The sequence below is a fragment of the Peribacillus tepidiphilus genome (assembly GCF_009466385.1).
GTDB classification, from domain to species: Bacteria; Bacillota; Bacilli; order Bacillales; family DSM-1321; genus Bacillus_BN; species Bacillus_BN tepidiphilus.
On sequence record NZ_WIAQ01000010.1, the window covers coordinates 44,221 to 60,843 of the forward strand.

The window sequence follows — 16,623 nt, forward strand, 5'->3', positions numbered from 1 at the left end:
ATGGATGTAGTAACAATTATCAAAGCCATCATACTTGGAATTGTAGAAGGCTTGACAGAATTTGCCCCTGTATCCTCAACCGGTCATATGATTATAGTGGATGACATGTGGCTGAAATCAGAGGAATTTTTAACAAAATATGTAGCGAACACCTTTAAAGTTGTCATTCAGCTCGGTTCCATTTTAGCCGTCGTCGTTGCTTTTAAGGATCGTTTTATTGGTTTTCTGGGACTAGGAAAGAAAGAGACTCATGAAAGCCGTTTGAAGCTGACGCAAGTTATTGTTGGATTAATTCCTGCCGGTGTTTTTGGTGTGCTGTTTGAGGATTATATTGATGAGCACCTTTTTTCCACTGAAACGGTTTTGGTTGGACTAGTCCTCGGTGCTGTCTTTATGATCATAGCCGATCTGTTTGGTGGAAAGCGTCCAACAGCCGTAACAGTTGACCAAATTACTTACAAACAAGCGCTTGGTGTCGGACTCATCCAGTGCTTATCGCTTTGGCCAGGTTTTTCACGCTCTGGTTCAACGATATCAGGGGGAGTCTTGTTAGGAATGAGCCACCGGGCCGCTGCGGACTTTACGTTTATTATGGCTGTTCCAATTATGGCTGGTGCCAGCTTCCTTTCACTGCTTAAAAACTGGCAATACTTCACGCTGGAGGCCCTGCCGTTTTTCATTGTAGGATTTATCAGTGCATTTGTTTTTGCCTTACTTTCTATTCGCTTTTTCTTAAAATTAATAAATAAAATCAAATTGGTACCGTTTGCCATCTATCGGATCGTACTGGCGCTAGTCATATACATCGTTTATTTCTAGGCTATAATGGATGTACAATTTGAAATGATGGAGGATATTTGTGAAACATACAGCATACAAAGAGGCAGTGCTTGAGCTTGCTTCCATGTTAGAGAAAGCGAACGTGCCTTATAGTTTTACAAAAGAAGCAGCGCTGTTTATACAAGGGGTTCCTATTAAACCTCAAAGGATCCATCTTCTTATTCAATGGGATCTTTTAGATAGTGTCCATGAGCTTTTTAACATATACGGAGCATCGCCAATTGAAAAAGAGCCTGGAAACGCAAGATTTGAATTGTATTTTGAAGGATTCTTAACGGAAATTGCTTGTTTTTTTAATACGACCATTAAAACGGATCCATACCGTATCACAGTAAAAATGGATGGACAGGAGCTTTTCAGCCGATCTCTTTATAGTGAGCTTTATTTTACAGAAGGTTCACCTTTTAAAGAGGCAATCCTCGCTCATTTATTGAAAGAGCAGCAAGTCTTGACAGGGCAAAACGAGCAAGCGTGGAATCAAAATAACTACACGGCTTTGATTAATCGGTATGGAGAGCCGGAGCAGGTGGCAGAAAAAATCAGGCAAAACCCACAGTGGCGTTTACATCCTTTTTACAAGTACATGAAAGATTTGCAAGGAAAAAAGGTTATGCATTTGCTCGGCTCAAACGGAGTGAAAGCGACATCCCTTTCTTTATTGGGTGCCGAGGTAACGGTTGTTGATTTTTCAAAGGAAAATGCAAGCTTCGCGCATAAAGTTGCGGAGGCGGCAGGCGTATCCTTCAACTATATTGTATCGGATGTTTTGTCCTTGGAGATGGAAAAGCTTCATGGCAAGTTTGATTACGTATTAATGGAGCTAGGGGTACTTCATTATTTTATTGCCCTTCAGCCTTTGATGGATTTAGTGAATCAATTGCTCACACCTGGAGGGAAATTCGTTTTGCATGAATTTCATCCTATTTCAACAAAGCTTATTACGTCTACCGGCAAAAAGCATAAGGTTACAGGAAATTACTTCGATCCGACGCTCCATTATAGTACAGTCGCTTTCTCGAAGCATATGCCAGAGGGTGCTCAAGAAGCTCTTTCTCAAACGGTTCAAAGAAAGTGGACCCTAGGAGAGCTCGTTACGACTGTAGCTGGTGCAGGATTGTTTGTCGAAGTGCTGGAAGAAGAGCCGAATCACAAGATCCATGATATCGGGCTTCCGAAAACATTTACTTTGGTGGCGAGAAAACAAGGCTGATGAAGGGTACGTCAGCAAGGGCGATTTTATATTTTGTGATTTTGATCGATATATAAAAATAACACTTATAAGAACAACCAGCAAGAAACCATGAAAAAAGCAAAAAACCACGAAAAATATATTTTCTTCGTGGTTTTTTCATTCAAAAGGGTTTTTGGTAGAGTTCATTACCGAATGTTTAAAAAGGTCAATATTTTGGTTAGACTATAGTTGGGTCATTTCAAATTTCTCCTCGTTTCACAATGTTTTATTAGGCATAAACCATTGAAACCAAGAGGGATTGATTTGATCCTTTACTTTTTGATAAATGATATGGACTTTTTAGCCTTGTTTATTTTGATTTGCCCATTCTTCGACGTTCCATACCTTTGTAACCCAATCTTCGTAGAAATCCGGTTCGTGGCAAACGAGAACAATAGTGCCTTTGTACGCCTTCATAGCGCGTTTCAGCTCTTCTTTCGCTGTTACGTCCAAATGGTTGGTTGGCTCGTCAAATAGGAGCCAGTTGCTCTCTTCCATCATGAGCTTGCAAAGGCGGACCTTTGCCTGTTCTCCACCGCTCAGTTGGTTCATTGGGCGGGAAATGTGCTCATTTTTCAGACCACAGCGAGCGAGTGCAGCACGGACCTGGTGCTGATCAAGATTCGGGAAAGCATTCCACACATCGTCAATCGGAGTAATGTCTCCAGCTTTTACTTCCTGTTCGAAATAGGAAGGATATAAAAAGTCTCCTTGTATAGCCGTTCCACTTAACGGCTTGATTTTGCCAAGGATTGTTTTTAACAGAGTAGACTTCCCAACGCCGTTACAACCGACAATCGCGATTTTTTCTCCTCGCTCGATTGTCATGGATAATTTTGGGAGCAGCGGTCTGTCGTATCCGATTTCAAGGTCTTTTCCTTCAAACACCCAGCGGCTGCTTCCACGGGCTTCTTTAAATTCAAAGGTAGGCTTCATAGCTGTTTCTGGACGATCAATTCGTTCAAGACGATCAAGCTGCTTTTGACGGCTTTTCGCACGGCCTGTAGTCGAGTAGCGCGCTTTATTTTTCGCAATGAATTCTTCTTGTTTTTTAATAAATTCCTGCTGCTTTTCATACGCTTGAATATGCTGGTTTTTATTGATTTCAGCCAGCTCTAAGAACTTTTCGTACGTTGCTGTATATCGGGTCAGCTTAGAAAACTCCAAATGGAAAATAACATCGACTGCTGCATTCATGAATTCTGTATCATGGGAAATGAGCAAGAAAGCATTTGGATATTCTTTCAAATAGTTCGTCAGCCATTTGATATGCTCAACATCTAAATAGTTGGTCGGCTCGTCTAAAAGTAAAACCTGAGGCTGTTCTAACAAGAGCTTCGCCAACAAGACCTTCGTACGCTGTCCACCGCTAAGGGCCGCCACATCACGATCAAGACCAATAGCATCCAAGCCGAGTCCTCGAGCTGCATCTTCAATTTTGATATCGAGTGTATAGAAGCCGCCGGCATCTAGCTTGTCTTGAATCTCCGCCATTTGTTCAAGCAGCTCTTCAAGCTCTTCAGGTGAAGCCGTGGCCATTTTGCTTGTTATTTCATTCAGTCTTTCTTCTTCCTTGAAAAGAGGTAAAAAAGCATCTCTTAATACGTCACGAATCGTTTTCCCAGGTGTCAGTACGGTATGCTGATCTAAATAACCGTAAGATACACCCGGTGTCCATTCGACCTTTCCTTTATCATGGACAAGCTGATTCGTAATAATATTCATAAGCGTTGATTTCCCAACGCCATTTGCCCCTACAAGCCCAACGTGCTCATTGTTCAAACGGAACGAAACATCCTTGAACAACATGCGATCGCCAAAGCTATGACTCAAACCTTCAACCACTAATAAACTCATAATCTTTCTTTTTCCTCCGCTGCCTATAAAATTACATATGAATTCATCATACTAAATTCATCCATAGTATCTATACCATAGATTTCTCCATTTTTACCAATCAGAAGAATGCATTTTGTTAGTTAGTATTGCCCAATAGGTTCTCAACTTCATTTATTTTTTTTAAATAAAAAATAAAATAGAATTGAAAGTATTAATGCAACTATTGGTGGGAAGTAAGTAAAAACATTGAAAACAATTTCATTAGTTTCTTCTCCATTTTCTAATAGTCTGTTAATCCCTATAGGTATTTGGCGGACAATAAAAATAATAAAGAACATAAATAATGACATTAAAAAAGAAATAACAGAAACAACTAAATATTGATCTTTCATTGGTTAAAACTACCTCCATTCTAAGGTTTTAATTAACGGAAACAGCCAAGTTTGAAGTTCTTTTGGTTTATAGCCTGCCGCTTTCGCTTGATCGAGACTCATATACCAAGACTTGGGAACACCAAACGGAGAATGATTTTTCTCTGTCACATTCTTCGCTAGGATGACTGATTTTCCTGTCTCTTTTTCAATTTGGCCGATCAGTTCCTTAAGCGACAGGATCCCCTCTGAGCAAATATTGATCGGACCCTGAGCCGGCTGATCTTTTAACCAGAATAGAGCATCCGCAGCTTCATCTGATGAAACGAACCCCATTTTCGCTTCTATATTTGGAAACCCAATCTCTTCTCCTTTTGCAATTTTCTCAATGTGCCAATGCAGACGTTTCGTATAATCATCGACTCCAAGCACAATGGGAATACGCATTGCTGTAACATTCAAATCACTCTTTTGGAAAAAATAAGCCTCTGCAGCCCTTTTGCCTTCCGCATAGTTTAGCTCTGCATCCTTCGACGGCAAGGCATAATCGTAAGGGGAAAAATCCTCTTCTACAAGTGCTTTTTCTGTAAAATCATAGACAGATAATGTTGAAGTGAAAATGTATTTCTCCGTCTTTCCTGAAAGTTTATTCACAGCAATTTCTGCGTCTCGATGGTTATAACAAATGTTATCGTATACGACATCCCACTTTTGTTCTCTCAACTGATCCCATCGAAAATCATCAACACTGCGATCTAACTGTACTCGTTTTACACGATCACCAAAATCATCTGCAGTATTTCCCCTAGTGGCGATGGTTACATCGCAGCCATGTTCAATCAGTCGATCGATGAGTTTCTTTCCAAAAAATCGAGTACCGCCAAAGACTAATATTTTTTTCAAGAAAAGTGTCCTCCTTTTATGTAGATGTATCTATCATATTCTCTTGTCGAAGACCGGATTCCTTTTGATTGGAAGATGATAAAAAATAACATCTGGCGGGAATAATGTGAAAACTGGCGGTATTATTATTAAAACTAGCGGGATTATTCTCAAAACCCGCGGGGATTATTCTGGAACCTCGCGGGATTCCCATGTAATCCGGCGGGATTATTGTGAATTGAGGCTGTACTATTCGGAAGACCGCGAATTTTATTGCTGGTGCTTTCCGATTTTCTAACTAAAATGTTCAAAACAAGTATGAAACCGCAGAAAATGAGTCCTAACTGGTTTCCAAGTTTAATAGAAAGTGTAGAAATCGATTACTAAACCCGCAGAATGCGAGTCTTGACTTCTTTCTCCCTTCATTTTGTGAGATACTGAAAATAGCAAGTATGAAAGGATGTACACATTTGAAGAAAACCGTTGTACTGGCAGAAAAGCCTTCTGTTGGAAGAGATATAGCAAACGTATTAGGATGTCATAAAAAAGGAAATGGCTTTTTTGAAGGCCAGCAATATATTGTTACATGGGCGCTTGGTCACCTTGTGACGCTGGCGGACCCAGAGGCTTATGACGAAAAATACAAGGCATGGCGGCTTGAGGATTTGCCGATGCTTCCGAAATCGCTAAAGCTTGTGGTGATTAAAAAAACGAGCAAGCAATTTCAAGCCGTGAAAGCTCAACTCAATCGTCCGGATGTAAAAGATATTGTCATCGCAACCGACGCTGGTCGTGAAGGGGAGCTTGTGGCACGGTGGATCCTTGAAAAAGCTCATGTAAAAAAACCAATCAAGCGTCTTTGGATTTCCTCTGTAACCGATAAAGCCATCAAGCAAGGCTTCCAAAACCTGAAGGATGGCAGAGAATATGACAATCTATATGCTTCAGCCCAGGCGCGAGCTGAGGCAGACTGGCTAGTGGGGATCAATGCAACAAGAGCGCTCACAACGAAATATAATGCACAGCTCTCTTGCGGTCGTGTTCAAACCCCTACATTAGCCATGATTGAAAAGCGTGAGGAAGAAATAAAAAGCTTTAAACCAAAGCCTTATTTTGGTCTTAAGGCTACTGCAGAAAATGGCCTGAAGCTCACATGGCAAGATGGAAAAACGAAGGACAACAGAATGTTTGATCAGGCTAGAGCCGAAAGTCTATTAAAGCAAGTCCAAAACAAAAGCGCAGAAATTATAGAAATTCATAAAAATACGAAAAAGAATTTTGCTCCTGGATTATATGATCTAACAGAATTACAGCGCGATGCGAACCGAATTTTCGGCTTCTCCGCAAAAGAAACGCTATCCATCACACAAAAGCTGTATGAACAGCATAAGGTTGTCACCTATCCGAGAACAGACTCCAAATATCTCTCAACGGATCTTGTCGACACGTTAAAAGAGCGTTTAGAAGCGGTGAGCATCAAGCCTTATGCTCAATGGGCGACAAAAATTTTACGAAGTCCTATTAAAACCAATAAATCCTTTGTTGACAACAGCAAGGTATCGGATCACCATGCGCTTATCCCGACGGAACAAACTCCATTATTGCAAAAGCTAACGGATAAAGAGCAAAAGATCTACGACTTAATTGTTAAACGCTTTTTAGCTGTTTTCCTTCCTCCATATGAATTTGAGCAAACAACGCTTACGGCAAATATCGGGGGAGAGCACTTCACCGCAAAAGGAAAACGTGTCCTGAACTTTGGCTGGAAGGATTTATTCCAATTAGAACGTGAGGATGAGAATGAGGAGGATCAAAATCTTCCTGCAATAAAAAAAGGTGACAAGCTTCCGATCGCTACCATTACGCTAACCAAAGGAGAAACTAAGCCACCAGAGCCTTTTAATGAGGGTACGCTTCTTTCAGCGATGGAAAATCCAGTGAAATTCATGAGCGGAGAAAGCAAGGAACTCATCAAAACCATTGGTGAAACAGGAGGGCTTGGGACAGTTGCCACACGTGCTGATATTATAGAAAAGCTCTTTAACACCTTCCTCATTGAAAAAAGAGGCAAGAGCATCTATATCACATCAAAGGGCAAACAGCTTCTCGATCTCGTGCCAGAGGATTTAAAATCACCAGCCTTGACTGCTGAATGGGAATTGAAGCTGCAAAAAATCGCCCAAGGCAAGCTGTCAAAAGACCTCTTTGTTTCTGAAATGAAAACTTATGCGAAGCAAGTGGTCAACCAAATTAAAAATAGCTCGCAAAAATTCAAGCACGATAACGTTACAGGCAAACACTGCCCAGAGTGCGGAAAACTATTGCTTGAGGTAAATGGTAAAAAGGGCAAGATGCACGTATGTCAGGATCGCGAGTGTGGATACCGTAAAACCATTGCGAGAATAACAAACGCACGCTGTCCAGTTTGCCATAAAAAGCTGGAGCTCCGTGGTGAAGGAGAAGGGCAAATTTTCGTTTGCTCCTGCGGACACCGTGAAAAGCTCAGCGCTTTTCAGGAAAGAAAGAAAAAATCCGGCAATGCAGCAGCTAATAAAAGAGATGTTGCCAAGTACCTTAAACAGCAAAACAAAGAAGAGCCAATCAATACAGCACTGGCTGATGCGCTTGCCAAGCTGAAGCTGAATCAATAAAAATTTCGCACTGAATTAGAGTGTCCCAATGAAAAAGGCTGTCCCGTAAGTTCTTGATGAACTTTGGTGGGACAGCTTTTTTTGTAATCCTTTATTTTAATAAAATGGAAAAAACAGTAGTCAAAAGAGCTGTTTTAGCATATACTTAATTTGAACAGTGGTCAATAAAATTAAATTCATTAGGAAAATGCCCGTAAAGGCCCGATTGGTTTTAAAAAAACATCAGTGGGGCGTGACTGCAGACTAAAGTGTAACGTCCTGTGTTCATACGGGATCAATGGAAGGAGCTTGTAAATGTCTCCAAGAAAAGCAGAAAATGAACTAACACGAGGAATGATTATGGATGCAGCTCGGGAGCTTTTTGTGAAAAATGGCTATCAGCATGTATCCATGAGACAGATTGCAAAAGAACTACAATGCAGCCATGGAGCCATTTATTATCATTTTAAAAATAAAGCTGAGCTTTTTTACACGATTGTTGAAGAAGATTTTCGCTCCCTCGATGAACTGTTACAAACCATCCTAGACAAAGAAATGCCAAAGCGAGAAAAGCTGATGGAAATTTTCTTAGGCTATATCGAATTTGGTCTCCAGCATCAAAGTCAATATGAAATCATGTTTTTAATCAAGGATGAAGAGGTAAGAAGCTATTTGCACCAGTCTCCTAATGTCAGCTATGAACGTTTTGCTTCCGCGGTGTATGGACTTTGTGAAGGCAAAGCGAGTATCGGACAAATATGGACAGTGTTTCTCTCGCTTCACGGATTTGTTACACACTATTGTCGAAGTGGGCAAACGTACGATGATGTAAAGGATCTCGCAATGGTCCATGCTCGTTTTATCGTAAAAGGCTTGCTCGACTAAAAAATTTTATACATTATTGACCGATGGTTAATTAATAAGGAGGCATTTTTATGAAAAAGTTTCTTGTGTTAGGGGCTTCAGGTGGTATGGGCTACGCTATTACGAAAGAATTGCTAGCGAGGGGCAAGGACGTAAGAGTTTTTGCTAGAAACAAAGAAAAATTGATGAAATTATTCGGTTCTGAGGTCGAAATTTTCCAAGGTGACGTTTTTCAATTGGAACAGCTTTTGGAAGCTGCAAAGGATGTAGACATCATAATCCATGCTGTAAATATTCCATATGAACAGTGGGAAGAAAAGCTGCTGCAGTTAAACAAGAACATTTGGGAAGCAGCTAAACAAGTAGGTGCAAAGCTTGCAGTGGTGGATAATATTTATGCTTACGGGAAAAAGAGTGCTGAAAAGCATTCAGAAACGGCTCCAAAAAATCCTCACACCAAAAAAGGAAAGATTCGCCTTGAAATAGAAAAGCGGGCAAAAGAAACAGGAGTCCCGATTCTTTATGCTCATTTCCCTGATTTTTATGGGCCCTATGCTGAGAATTCTATTCTAAATTATACGTTAAAAAATATCGCGAAAAATAAAAAAGCCATGTTTGTTGGAGATCTTTCCGTTCAAAGAGAATATATTTTTACCCCTGATGGAGCCAAAGCTCTTGTTGAGCTTTCTTTAACAGATGCTGCATATGGCCAAAACTGGAATATTGCAGGGGCGGGTACGATTTCCGGAAACGAAATAATAGAACTGGTCCGCACTACTCTCGGTTATCATCAGAAAGTATCCTCCATAGGCAAGCGTGCCATATCGTTTTTGGGCCTGTTTAATAAAGGCATGAAAGAAGTAGTGGAAATGCTATACTTAACAGAAGAACCGGTAATATTAGATAGTAGTAAATATGAAAGGGAAATCGGCATATTGCCTAGAACGTCTTATAAAGAAGGAATATTGCAAACCATTCAACATGTAAAGGAGTAAATCATGGCAAAAGGGAAAACAAATGCGATGAGAATTTTAGACAGTGAGAAAATTCCGTATGAAATGATGACATATAGTCCCGATGATGGCAAAATTGACGGTGTTTCCGTAGCACAGAAAATTGGTCGGGAAGCTGGAATCGTATATAAAACGCTTGTTGCACAAGGGGCAAGTAAATCGTATTATGTGTTTGTCATTCCCGTTGAAGCAGAGCTTGATTTAAAGAAAGCCGCCAAAGCAGCTGGAGAAAAAAAGATAGAAATGATTCCGGTGAAGGACATTCAAAAAGTAACGGGATACATTCGTGGCGGCTGCTCCCCTGTCGGCATGAAAAAGCAGTTTCCAACCTTTATTGATGAAGCTGCAAGGAGCCTTGATACCATCATTGTCAGCGGAGGAAAAATCGGCGTTCAGATTGAGCTGAAAGTAGAGGATTTAGTGAAAGCGACTGGGGCCGAACTAATGGAATTAACGAAGTAGTTGGTCAACTAATCTTCAAAATTTGGAAAACAATAAAGGAACAAAATATGAATTCGTACAGTTTCGGGGGCTCACTTGTAGCCTCTTTTTTACTAGGCATTCACCTATCCCACTCTGATTGCATACAGTGAAAAAGGTAAGCATTTACACTTCAAGTTGGAAAAGGAGTGCTTCATTTGAGAGGAAATGTATTACATTATTTCGCTGGAGGCAACACAGCTCGGGGCTTTCATAGTCTGTACGAATCTAATCTTGCAGGATTAAATCGGTTATTTATTCTAAAGGGCGGACCTGGAACAGGTAAGTCCACATTGATGAAAAAAGTTGGAAAACATTACGAAGAAAAAGGCTACAGTATAGAGTACTTACATTGCTCATCTGACAATGAATCCATTGATGGGGTGATTATTGTAGAGCTTCAAGCCGGCATTGTGGATGGAACCGCGCCTCATGTTATTGAGCCGAAAGCTCCAGGAGCCGTAGAAGAGTATGTTAACCTTGGGGAAGCTTGGAACTCTAAGATGCTGACAGAGTCTAAAGAAAAAATCGTAGACTTAACGAAGTCTATTTCTGCTTTATTTGCCTCTGCTTACAATACTTTTTCCCATGCATTAAAAATTCATGACGATTGGGAAAAAATCTATATCGAAAACATGGATTTCGAAAAAGCTAATAACTTAACGGAAGATTTAATTCAAAAGCTTTTTGGCGATCACAAAAAGGAAAGAGAGTCTGTGGTCCGTCATCGGTTCTTAGGAGCAGCAACGCCAAAGGGTGCGGTTGATTTTGTCCCAAATCTCACAGAAGGAATATCTAAACGATATTTTATTAAAGGAAGACCTGGCTCTGGTAAGTCTACCATGCTGAAAAAATTAGCAAACACAGCAGAAGAACGAGGATTTGATGTCGAGGTGTATCATTGCGGGTTTGATCCAAACAGTCTAGATATGATCATCGTCCGAGAACTCGGTTTCGCTATATTCGACAGTACCGCACCTCACGAATATTTTCCAAGTCGAGAAGGTGACGAAATCGTGGATGTGTACGAAATTGCAATTGCACAGGGGACCGATGAAAAGTATGCCGCAGAAATAAAAGAAATTTCATTACAATACGGAGCAAAAATGAAAGAAGCCATTGTTTTTTTAGCTCAAGCAAAGGAGCTTCACGATGAGCTGGAACAAATCTATATTTCTGCGGTAGATTTTACAAAGATCGAAGAGATTCAGACTGGAATCATGAACAAAATCGCTTTGTTAGAGGAAATAAAGTCAAATTAGCAGAGAGCTTCATACCTATAAAAGGGCAGCCCAGTTGGGAATTGCCCCATTTTTATGTCTAATTCTCCTCCGAAATAGTCCAAAGACGAGAGTTACTACTTGAAACGATTAGCTTAGCAAGTATGGAATGATTTTAGGAAGGTGAAAATTAAGTGTATGTAAGGTAAAATCTAAGTAAAGTAGTTGGAATAATAGTTTTTATATGTGAGGAGAGCAGCAGTGGATAAAAAAATATACATCATTCATGAAAACAGTGAGTGGACACAGCATTTGACAAAGCGATTGGACGAGCTTAACCTGCCTTATGAAGAATGGCATTTAGATCAAGGAATGGTCAAGTTGGATGAAGAGCCTCCGGAAGGGGTTTTCTACAACCGGATGAGTGCCTCTTCACATACCCGTGGACACCGTTATGCCCCAGAACTAACAGCTTCTGTTCTAGCATGGCTTGAGAGGCATGGTCGAAAAGTGTTCAATGGAACAAAAGCGATTTCTCTTGAAGTCAGCAAAGTAGCACAATACATGGCCCTGCAAGCACAAGGAATAAAAACTCCGAAGACCGTTGCTGCTGTTGGAAAAGACAGCATCCTCAAAGCAGCGGAAGCATTTGATGGGCAGCCCTTTATAACCAAACATAACCGGGCAGGTAAAGGTCTTGGGGTTCAATTATTTTATTCCATCAAGGCTCTTAAGGAATTTTTGGAGGGAGAGGAATTTGAAGAATCGATAGACGGTATAACATTAATACAAGAATATATTCAAGCTCCAGAACCTTTTATTACCCGCTGTGAGTTTGTGAATGGGAAGTTTTTATATGCTGTGCGTGTCGATACGTCAGAAGGCTTTCAGTTATGTCCTGCTGATGCTTGTCAAATCGGGGACCTTTATTGCCCGGTTGGGGAAGAAGCTGAAACAAGACCGAAATTTGAGATTATCGAGGATTTTCATGACCCTATTATTCAACAATATGAAGAATTTCTAAGGGAAAACCAGATTGCCATTGCCGGTATTGAGTTCATACGCGACAAAAATGGAACGATCTATACGTACGATGTGAACACAAACACGAATTACAACCGAGATGCCGAAGAAAAAGCTGGAAAATATGGAATGCTTGAAATTGCAAAATTTTTGGGTGCAGAGCTTACAAAATAAAAAGCGGTCTGATTGTGCGTGAAATATACTTTGTCTACAACCTAAGACGGCCTTAGCAATAGCTAAAGCCGTCTTTCCTTATAATATTTAGAGCAACAAATGAGCGCGATATTCACCATTATGTTTCCTTAAAATTGAAAAATGTGATCATTATAAGCCTGGATTTATTTAATGAAAGATCTATTAGGAATTTTCGTATTTGAAAAATGTTTATTAATCATTTATTTCTAAAAATAATCGTTTTACAGAAGGCTCAAGAAAAAGACCAAAAAAGTAGGTGTAATAAAAATGGAAAAATCTCAAATTTTATATGCATTCTATAAAGAACACGCGAATCCTGAAAATGCTGAGCCTATGAGTAAGTACATGAAAAATCACTTCATTTTTTTCGGGATTAGAGCTCCTGAACGAAAAGCGCTAACCAGGCAATTCTTTAACGAGACAGGCATCTTAAAACAATCATTTGACCGTGATTTTGTAAAAGAGCTCTGGTATTACCCAGAAAGAGAATTACAATATGCTGCCATTGATTATGGGATGAAGTTTGTAAAAAAGCTCGAGCCTCAGGATATTGAATTGCTACAGTTCATGATTATCAATAAATCCTGGTGGGATACGGTTGATTTAATTGCTTCTTATCTCGTAGGTGGGATTGCAGCAAAGTACGAGTTTTTAAAGGAGGAATATTTGGATAAATGGGCGACTGATGAAAATATGTGGCTAAGACGGACAGCGATTTTGTTTCAGCTAAAATATAAGGACAAAACGGATGAAAATCGTCTTTATACCTATATTGAAAAAAACGCGGACAGCAAAGAATTCTTTATTCAAAAAGCAATTGGATGGGCATTACGGGAATATTCCAAAACAAATCCAGATTCTGTAAGGAGGTTTATAGATACCCATCATTTGGCAAAATTAAGTGTAAAAGAAGGGAGTAAATATATATAATAGAACTTGTATAGGCAAGTTTACTAAAAATTAGTTTGATAGAATACAGCTAAGAAGGTGAATGTGACAATGATTAAGTGTATTGCGATTGATATGGATGGTACGTTGCTGAATAAAGATCAAAAGGTGAGTGAAGAAAACAAAAAGGCTATTCAAACAGCGCAATCTCAAGGAGTTGAGGTTGTCATTGCAACGGGGCGTTCTTACATAGAAGCACGGTATGCGTTAGATGAAGCTGGACTAAGCTGTCCGGTCATATGCATAAATGGTGCCGTTGTCATGAGTGAAAATGGAGAAAAGGTTGCCTCCAATCCTATGGACCCTTCGGCGGTAAAAAAGGCCGGAGAAATTTTGAAAAACGCGGATATCTATTATGAAATTTACACGAGCAAGGGAACCTATTCGTTTGACCGAGATCGCTCAGTAGCTACCATTATAGATATTTTCCTTAGCGCCAATCCCGATTTAGACCCGTTATTCGTAAGTGAGAAGGCCAACGAACGGTTTGAATTAGGGCATGTGAAAGTGATTGAAGATTATGATCGTCTATTCGAGGAAGATGGAATCGAGTTTTATAAGCTGTTGGTCTTTTCTTCTAATTTTGAAAAGCTTGGGCAGGCTGAAGAAGAATTAAAAAGAATATCAAGCCTAACCATAAGCTCTTCGGGTAAAGAAAACTTGGAAGTGACAAGTCGTGACGCTCAGAAAGGAATTGCGCTTGCTAGGTTTGTCGAAAAACGAGAAATCTCATTGAGCGAGACGATGGCGATTGGAGATAATTACAATGATGTAAGCATGTTTGAAAGAGTAGGCCATGCGGTGGCGATGGGAAATGCACCTAGTGAAATTCAAAAGCTCTGTCATGATGTTACGTCTATAAATGATGAACACGGTGTTGCAAAAGCGATCTGGAAGGCTTTAAAGCAAGAAGAAACAGCTAGATAAAGTGAAACTTCCATCAGTGGGGGTTTTTCCACTGATGGTTAGTTGAACCAATCGGGCCTTTACGGGCAGTTGACACCACATAGTACTTCATCAAATATCTCTAATTCTTGAAGTAGGGGTCTTACTGCCCGTTAATGCGAGATAGAACATCTCAGGTCCTATTCAATGAGGAAAGGATGTTTACATGAAAAAACGTTTACTTGTAGCTGCAATCGTATTGCTGAATCTTAGCGGCTGTGTGAACGAGAACAGTAGACCGAAGAACACCGATTCAAACGAAAAAAGCATAGAAACGGTCCAAAACATCGAATTCCAAACCATTGCAACAGAGTTAAGGATTCCATGGAGCATTAATAAAAGCGGGGAGACGTTTTTTATTAGTGAGCGCGATGGGACAGTTGCTGTAGTGGAAAAGGGAAAGGTAAGTCGGGAAGAAGTGCGTTTTAATAGGAGACTATCAAAAAATCCAGAAGCGGGATTCTTAGGATTTGTCTTGATGCCGGACTTTGAAAAGACGCAGAAGGCATTGGCTTATTATACGTATGAGCATAATGGGCAAACGATGAATCGTGTTATAGAGCTTCAACGTTCAAATGGCCAATGGCAGGAAAAAAGGGTATTGCTGGACGGTATTCCTAGCGATCAGTTTCATCACGGCGGCAGGTTGAAAATTGGGCCGGATTTTAAGCTGTACGTAACAACAGGAGATGCTCATCGTGAAGAAATTGCTCAGGACAGGGATTCACTGGGAGGAAAAATTCTGCGAATGAATCTGGACGGATCCATTCCGGATGATAATCCTTTTGATGATTCCTATGTTTATAGCTACGGTCATCGAAATCCTCAAGGGCTTGCTTGGAATGAAAAGAATGAACTGTTTGAAAGTGAGCACGGTCCCGCTGGACATGATGAGCTGAATAAAATTGAAGCTGGCAAAAACTATGGGTGGCCTCTAATCGTTGGAGATGAGAGGAAACAAGGGATGGAAGCGCCTCTTATCCATTCCGGCGAAGGTACATGGGCTCCTTCAGGCATTGCTTACAAAGATGGCAAGCTATATGTAGCAGCTTTGCGTGGAGAAGCAGTCAAAATGTACGACCTTCGTTCAGGTGAAATGAAGGATATCATTACAGGTGTAGGAAGAGTTCGAGATCTCTTTATTGAAGGAAATACTCTGTATTTTATCTCCAATAATACCGATGGAAGAGGCAATCCTGCGGAGGATGACGACAAACTTTACAGTATGCCTTTACAGTGAGTGTGACACACTTAAATAGAGACTGACTAACAGTGATGGTACGTTTCCTTTGAAAAGAGGATTTAATATCATTTTACGAAAAAAAAGAGGGGAATCCCAAAAAGTATTTTTGGGACGCCCTTCTTTTTAAAATTTGAAATATACAAATACGTGGCGTTTTTTAGCCGATTTGTCTACAAAAGAGAAGCTAACCTAAAAGAGCCGTTAAACAACGCCCTTTTAGTCTGCCCCTTTTTCTTCTGCACTCCTTGAGCTAAGACCATGCATGATGAGCTGAATTGTCCGTTCATCTTCCGCTTCATCATCCCACTCTATGTCTGGAAACACAAGATAGCGTGCAAGTAAGAATCCTAGAAAGACAGAAATAACAAAACGAATGACCGAGAGAGGAGGAATGTTTATGATTTCGCCCTTTTCTTGATAATGGATGACGATTTGTTCAAAGCGAGCATAAATCTTTTTCGCAATATGCTCCATAAATTGTTCCTTCAATTCGGTATGAAAAGGGATTTCTTGTATTAAAATTCGAAAGATCGCAATGTTGTTTTTCAAAAACTCCCGGCGATTTTTGAGCATTGCATGGAAGAAATCCTCCATCTTTTCATACTTTCCGTCTAACACTTTGTAAATATCCTTTATGACAAATGGAGCAATAAGGCGAGCCATTGAAGGGGCTACAATAGAAAGCAGCAGGTCTTTTTTTGTTTTATAGTGTCTGAAAATCGTCCCTTCTGCAACGCCAGCCTTTTTAGCAATCTCATTTGTGGATGCAGCAGCATACCCCTTTTCTGCAAAGATCTCAATGGCTGCTTCTATAATTTTTTTTTGTTTATCGGTAAGCGAATCGTCTTCTGTATTCATCAACCATTCTTCAAGTGAATCTTTTTTTGTCATGCCAAGAC

Annotated in this window: 15 protein-coding genes; 11 read left to right on the forward strand and 4 right to left on the reverse strand. The window is 40.2% G+C overall.

Annotated elements, in window-relative coordinates; translation table 11 throughout:
• Both GD441_RS08000 and GD441_RS08005 read left to right on the forward strand, forming a co-directional pair.
• Window positions 1–819, forward strand: a complete 819-nt coding sequence (locus GD441_RS08000) for an undecaprenyl-diphosphate phosphatase (RefSeq protein WP_153125513.1) — start codon at window positions 1–3, stop codon at window positions 817–819.
• A gap of 40 nt (window positions 820–859) precedes the next feature.
• Window positions 860–2,050, forward strand: coding sequence for a class I SAM-dependent methyltransferase (locus GD441_RS08005; RefSeq protein WP_225434172.1), 1,191 nt, complete (start codon window positions 860–862; stop codon window positions 2,048–2,050).
• Window positions 2,051–2,371: 321 nt separating this feature from the next.
• On the opposite strand, the gene GD441_RS08010 is transcribed toward GD441_RS08005, so the two are convergent.
• The 3 genes from GD441_RS08010 to GD441_RS08020 form a co-directional block, all read right to left on the reverse strand.
• Complete coding sequence (locus tag GD441_RS08010; RefSeq protein ID WP_153125515.1) at window positions 2,372–3,928, reverse strand: ABC-F family ATP-binding cassette domain-containing protein; 1,557 nt, start codon at window positions 3,926–3,928, stop codon at window positions 2,372–2,374.
• A gap of 149 nt (window positions 3,929–4,077) precedes the next feature.
• Window positions 4,078–4,302 (reverse strand): hypothetical protein, encoded by a 225-nt coding sequence (locus GD441_RS08015; RefSeq protein ID WP_153125517.1) that lies wholly within the window; start codon window positions 4,300–4,302, stop codon window positions 4,078–4,080.
• A gap of 9 nt (window positions 4,303–4,311) precedes the next feature.
• Window positions 4,312–5,184, reverse strand: a complete 873-nt coding sequence (locus tag GD441_RS08020) for an NAD-dependent epimerase/dehydratase family protein (RefSeq protein WP_153125519.1) — start codon at window positions 5,182–5,184, stop codon at window positions 4,312–4,314.
• A 431-nt stretch (window positions 5,185–5,615) separates the two neighbouring features.
• Here GD441_RS08020 and GD441_RS08025 point away from each other — a divergent pair, with 431 nt between their 5' ends.
• The 9 genes from GD441_RS08025 to GD441_RS08065 all read left to right on the forward strand — a co-directional run bounded on the left by GD441_RS08025 (window position 5,616) and on the right by GD441_RS08065 (window position 15,721).
• The gene (locus GD441_RS08025; protein WP_276567785.1) at window positions 5,616–7,814 is read left to right on the forward strand and encodes a DNA topoisomerase III; all 2,199 of its coding nucleotides are present in this window, start codon (window positions 5,616–5,618) and stop codon (window positions 7,812–7,814) included.
• A gap of 294 nt (window positions 7,815–8,108) precedes the next feature.
• The gene (locus GD441_RS08030) at window positions 8,109–8,678 is read left to right on the forward strand and encodes a TetR/AcrR family transcriptional regulator (RefSeq protein WP_153125523.1); all 570 of its coding nucleotides are present in this window, start codon (window positions 8,109–8,111) and stop codon (window positions 8,676–8,678) included.
• Between the two features lie 50 nt (window positions 8,679–8,728).
• Window positions 8,729–9,652, forward strand: coding sequence for an SDR family NAD(P)-dependent oxidoreductase (locus GD441_RS08035; protein WP_153125525.1), 924 nt, complete (start codon window positions 8,729–8,731; stop codon window positions 9,650–9,652).
• A gap of 3 nt (window positions 9,653–9,655) precedes the next feature.
• On the forward strand, window positions 9,656–10,132 hold the full coding sequence (ybaK, locus tag GD441_RS08040) for a Cys-tRNA(Pro) deacylase (RefSeq protein WP_153125527.1): 477 nt from the start codon (window positions 9,656–9,658) through the stop codon (window positions 10,130–10,132).
• A gap of 176 nt (window positions 10,133–10,308) precedes the next feature.
• Window positions 10,309–11,412: a PRK06851 family protein gene (locus GD441_RS08045; RefSeq protein WP_153125529.1), complete on the forward strand. Its 1,104-nt coding sequence runs from the start codon at window positions 10,309–10,311 to the stop codon at window positions 11,410–11,412.
• Window positions 11,413–11,631: 219 nt separating this feature from the next.
• On the forward strand, window positions 11,632–12,567 hold the full coding sequence (locus GD441_RS08050) for an ATP-grasp domain-containing protein (protein WP_153125531.1): 936 nt from the start codon (window positions 11,632–11,634) through the stop codon (window positions 12,565–12,567).
• A gap of 288 nt (window positions 12,568–12,855) precedes the next feature.
• On the forward strand, window positions 12,856–13,518 hold the full coding sequence (locus tag GD441_RS08055) for a DNA alkylation repair protein (RefSeq protein WP_153125533.1): 663 nt from the start codon (window positions 12,856–12,858) through the stop codon (window positions 13,516–13,518).
• 69 nt (window positions 13,519–13,587) lie between these two features.
• Entirely contained in the window at window positions 13,588–14,463 is an 876-nt protein-coding gene (locus GD441_RS08060) for a Cof-type HAD-IIB family hydrolase (protein WP_153125535.1), read from the forward strand.
• Window positions 14,464–14,647: 184 nt separating this feature from the next.
• Window positions 14,648–15,721 (forward strand): PQQ-dependent sugar dehydrogenase, encoded by a 1,074-nt coding sequence (locus GD441_RS08065; protein ID WP_153125537.1) that lies wholly within the window; start codon window positions 14,648–14,650, stop codon window positions 15,719–15,721.
• Window positions 15,722–15,940: 219 nt separating this feature from the next.
• Here GD441_RS08065 and GD441_RS08070 read toward each other — a convergent pair whose 3' ends face one another.
• Window positions 15,941–16,615, reverse strand: coding sequence for a TetR/AcrR family transcriptional regulator (locus GD441_RS08070; RefSeq protein WP_153125539.1), 675 nt, complete (start codon window positions 16,613–16,615; stop codon window positions 15,941–15,943).
• Window positions 16,616–16,623 lie beyond the last annotated feature (8 nt).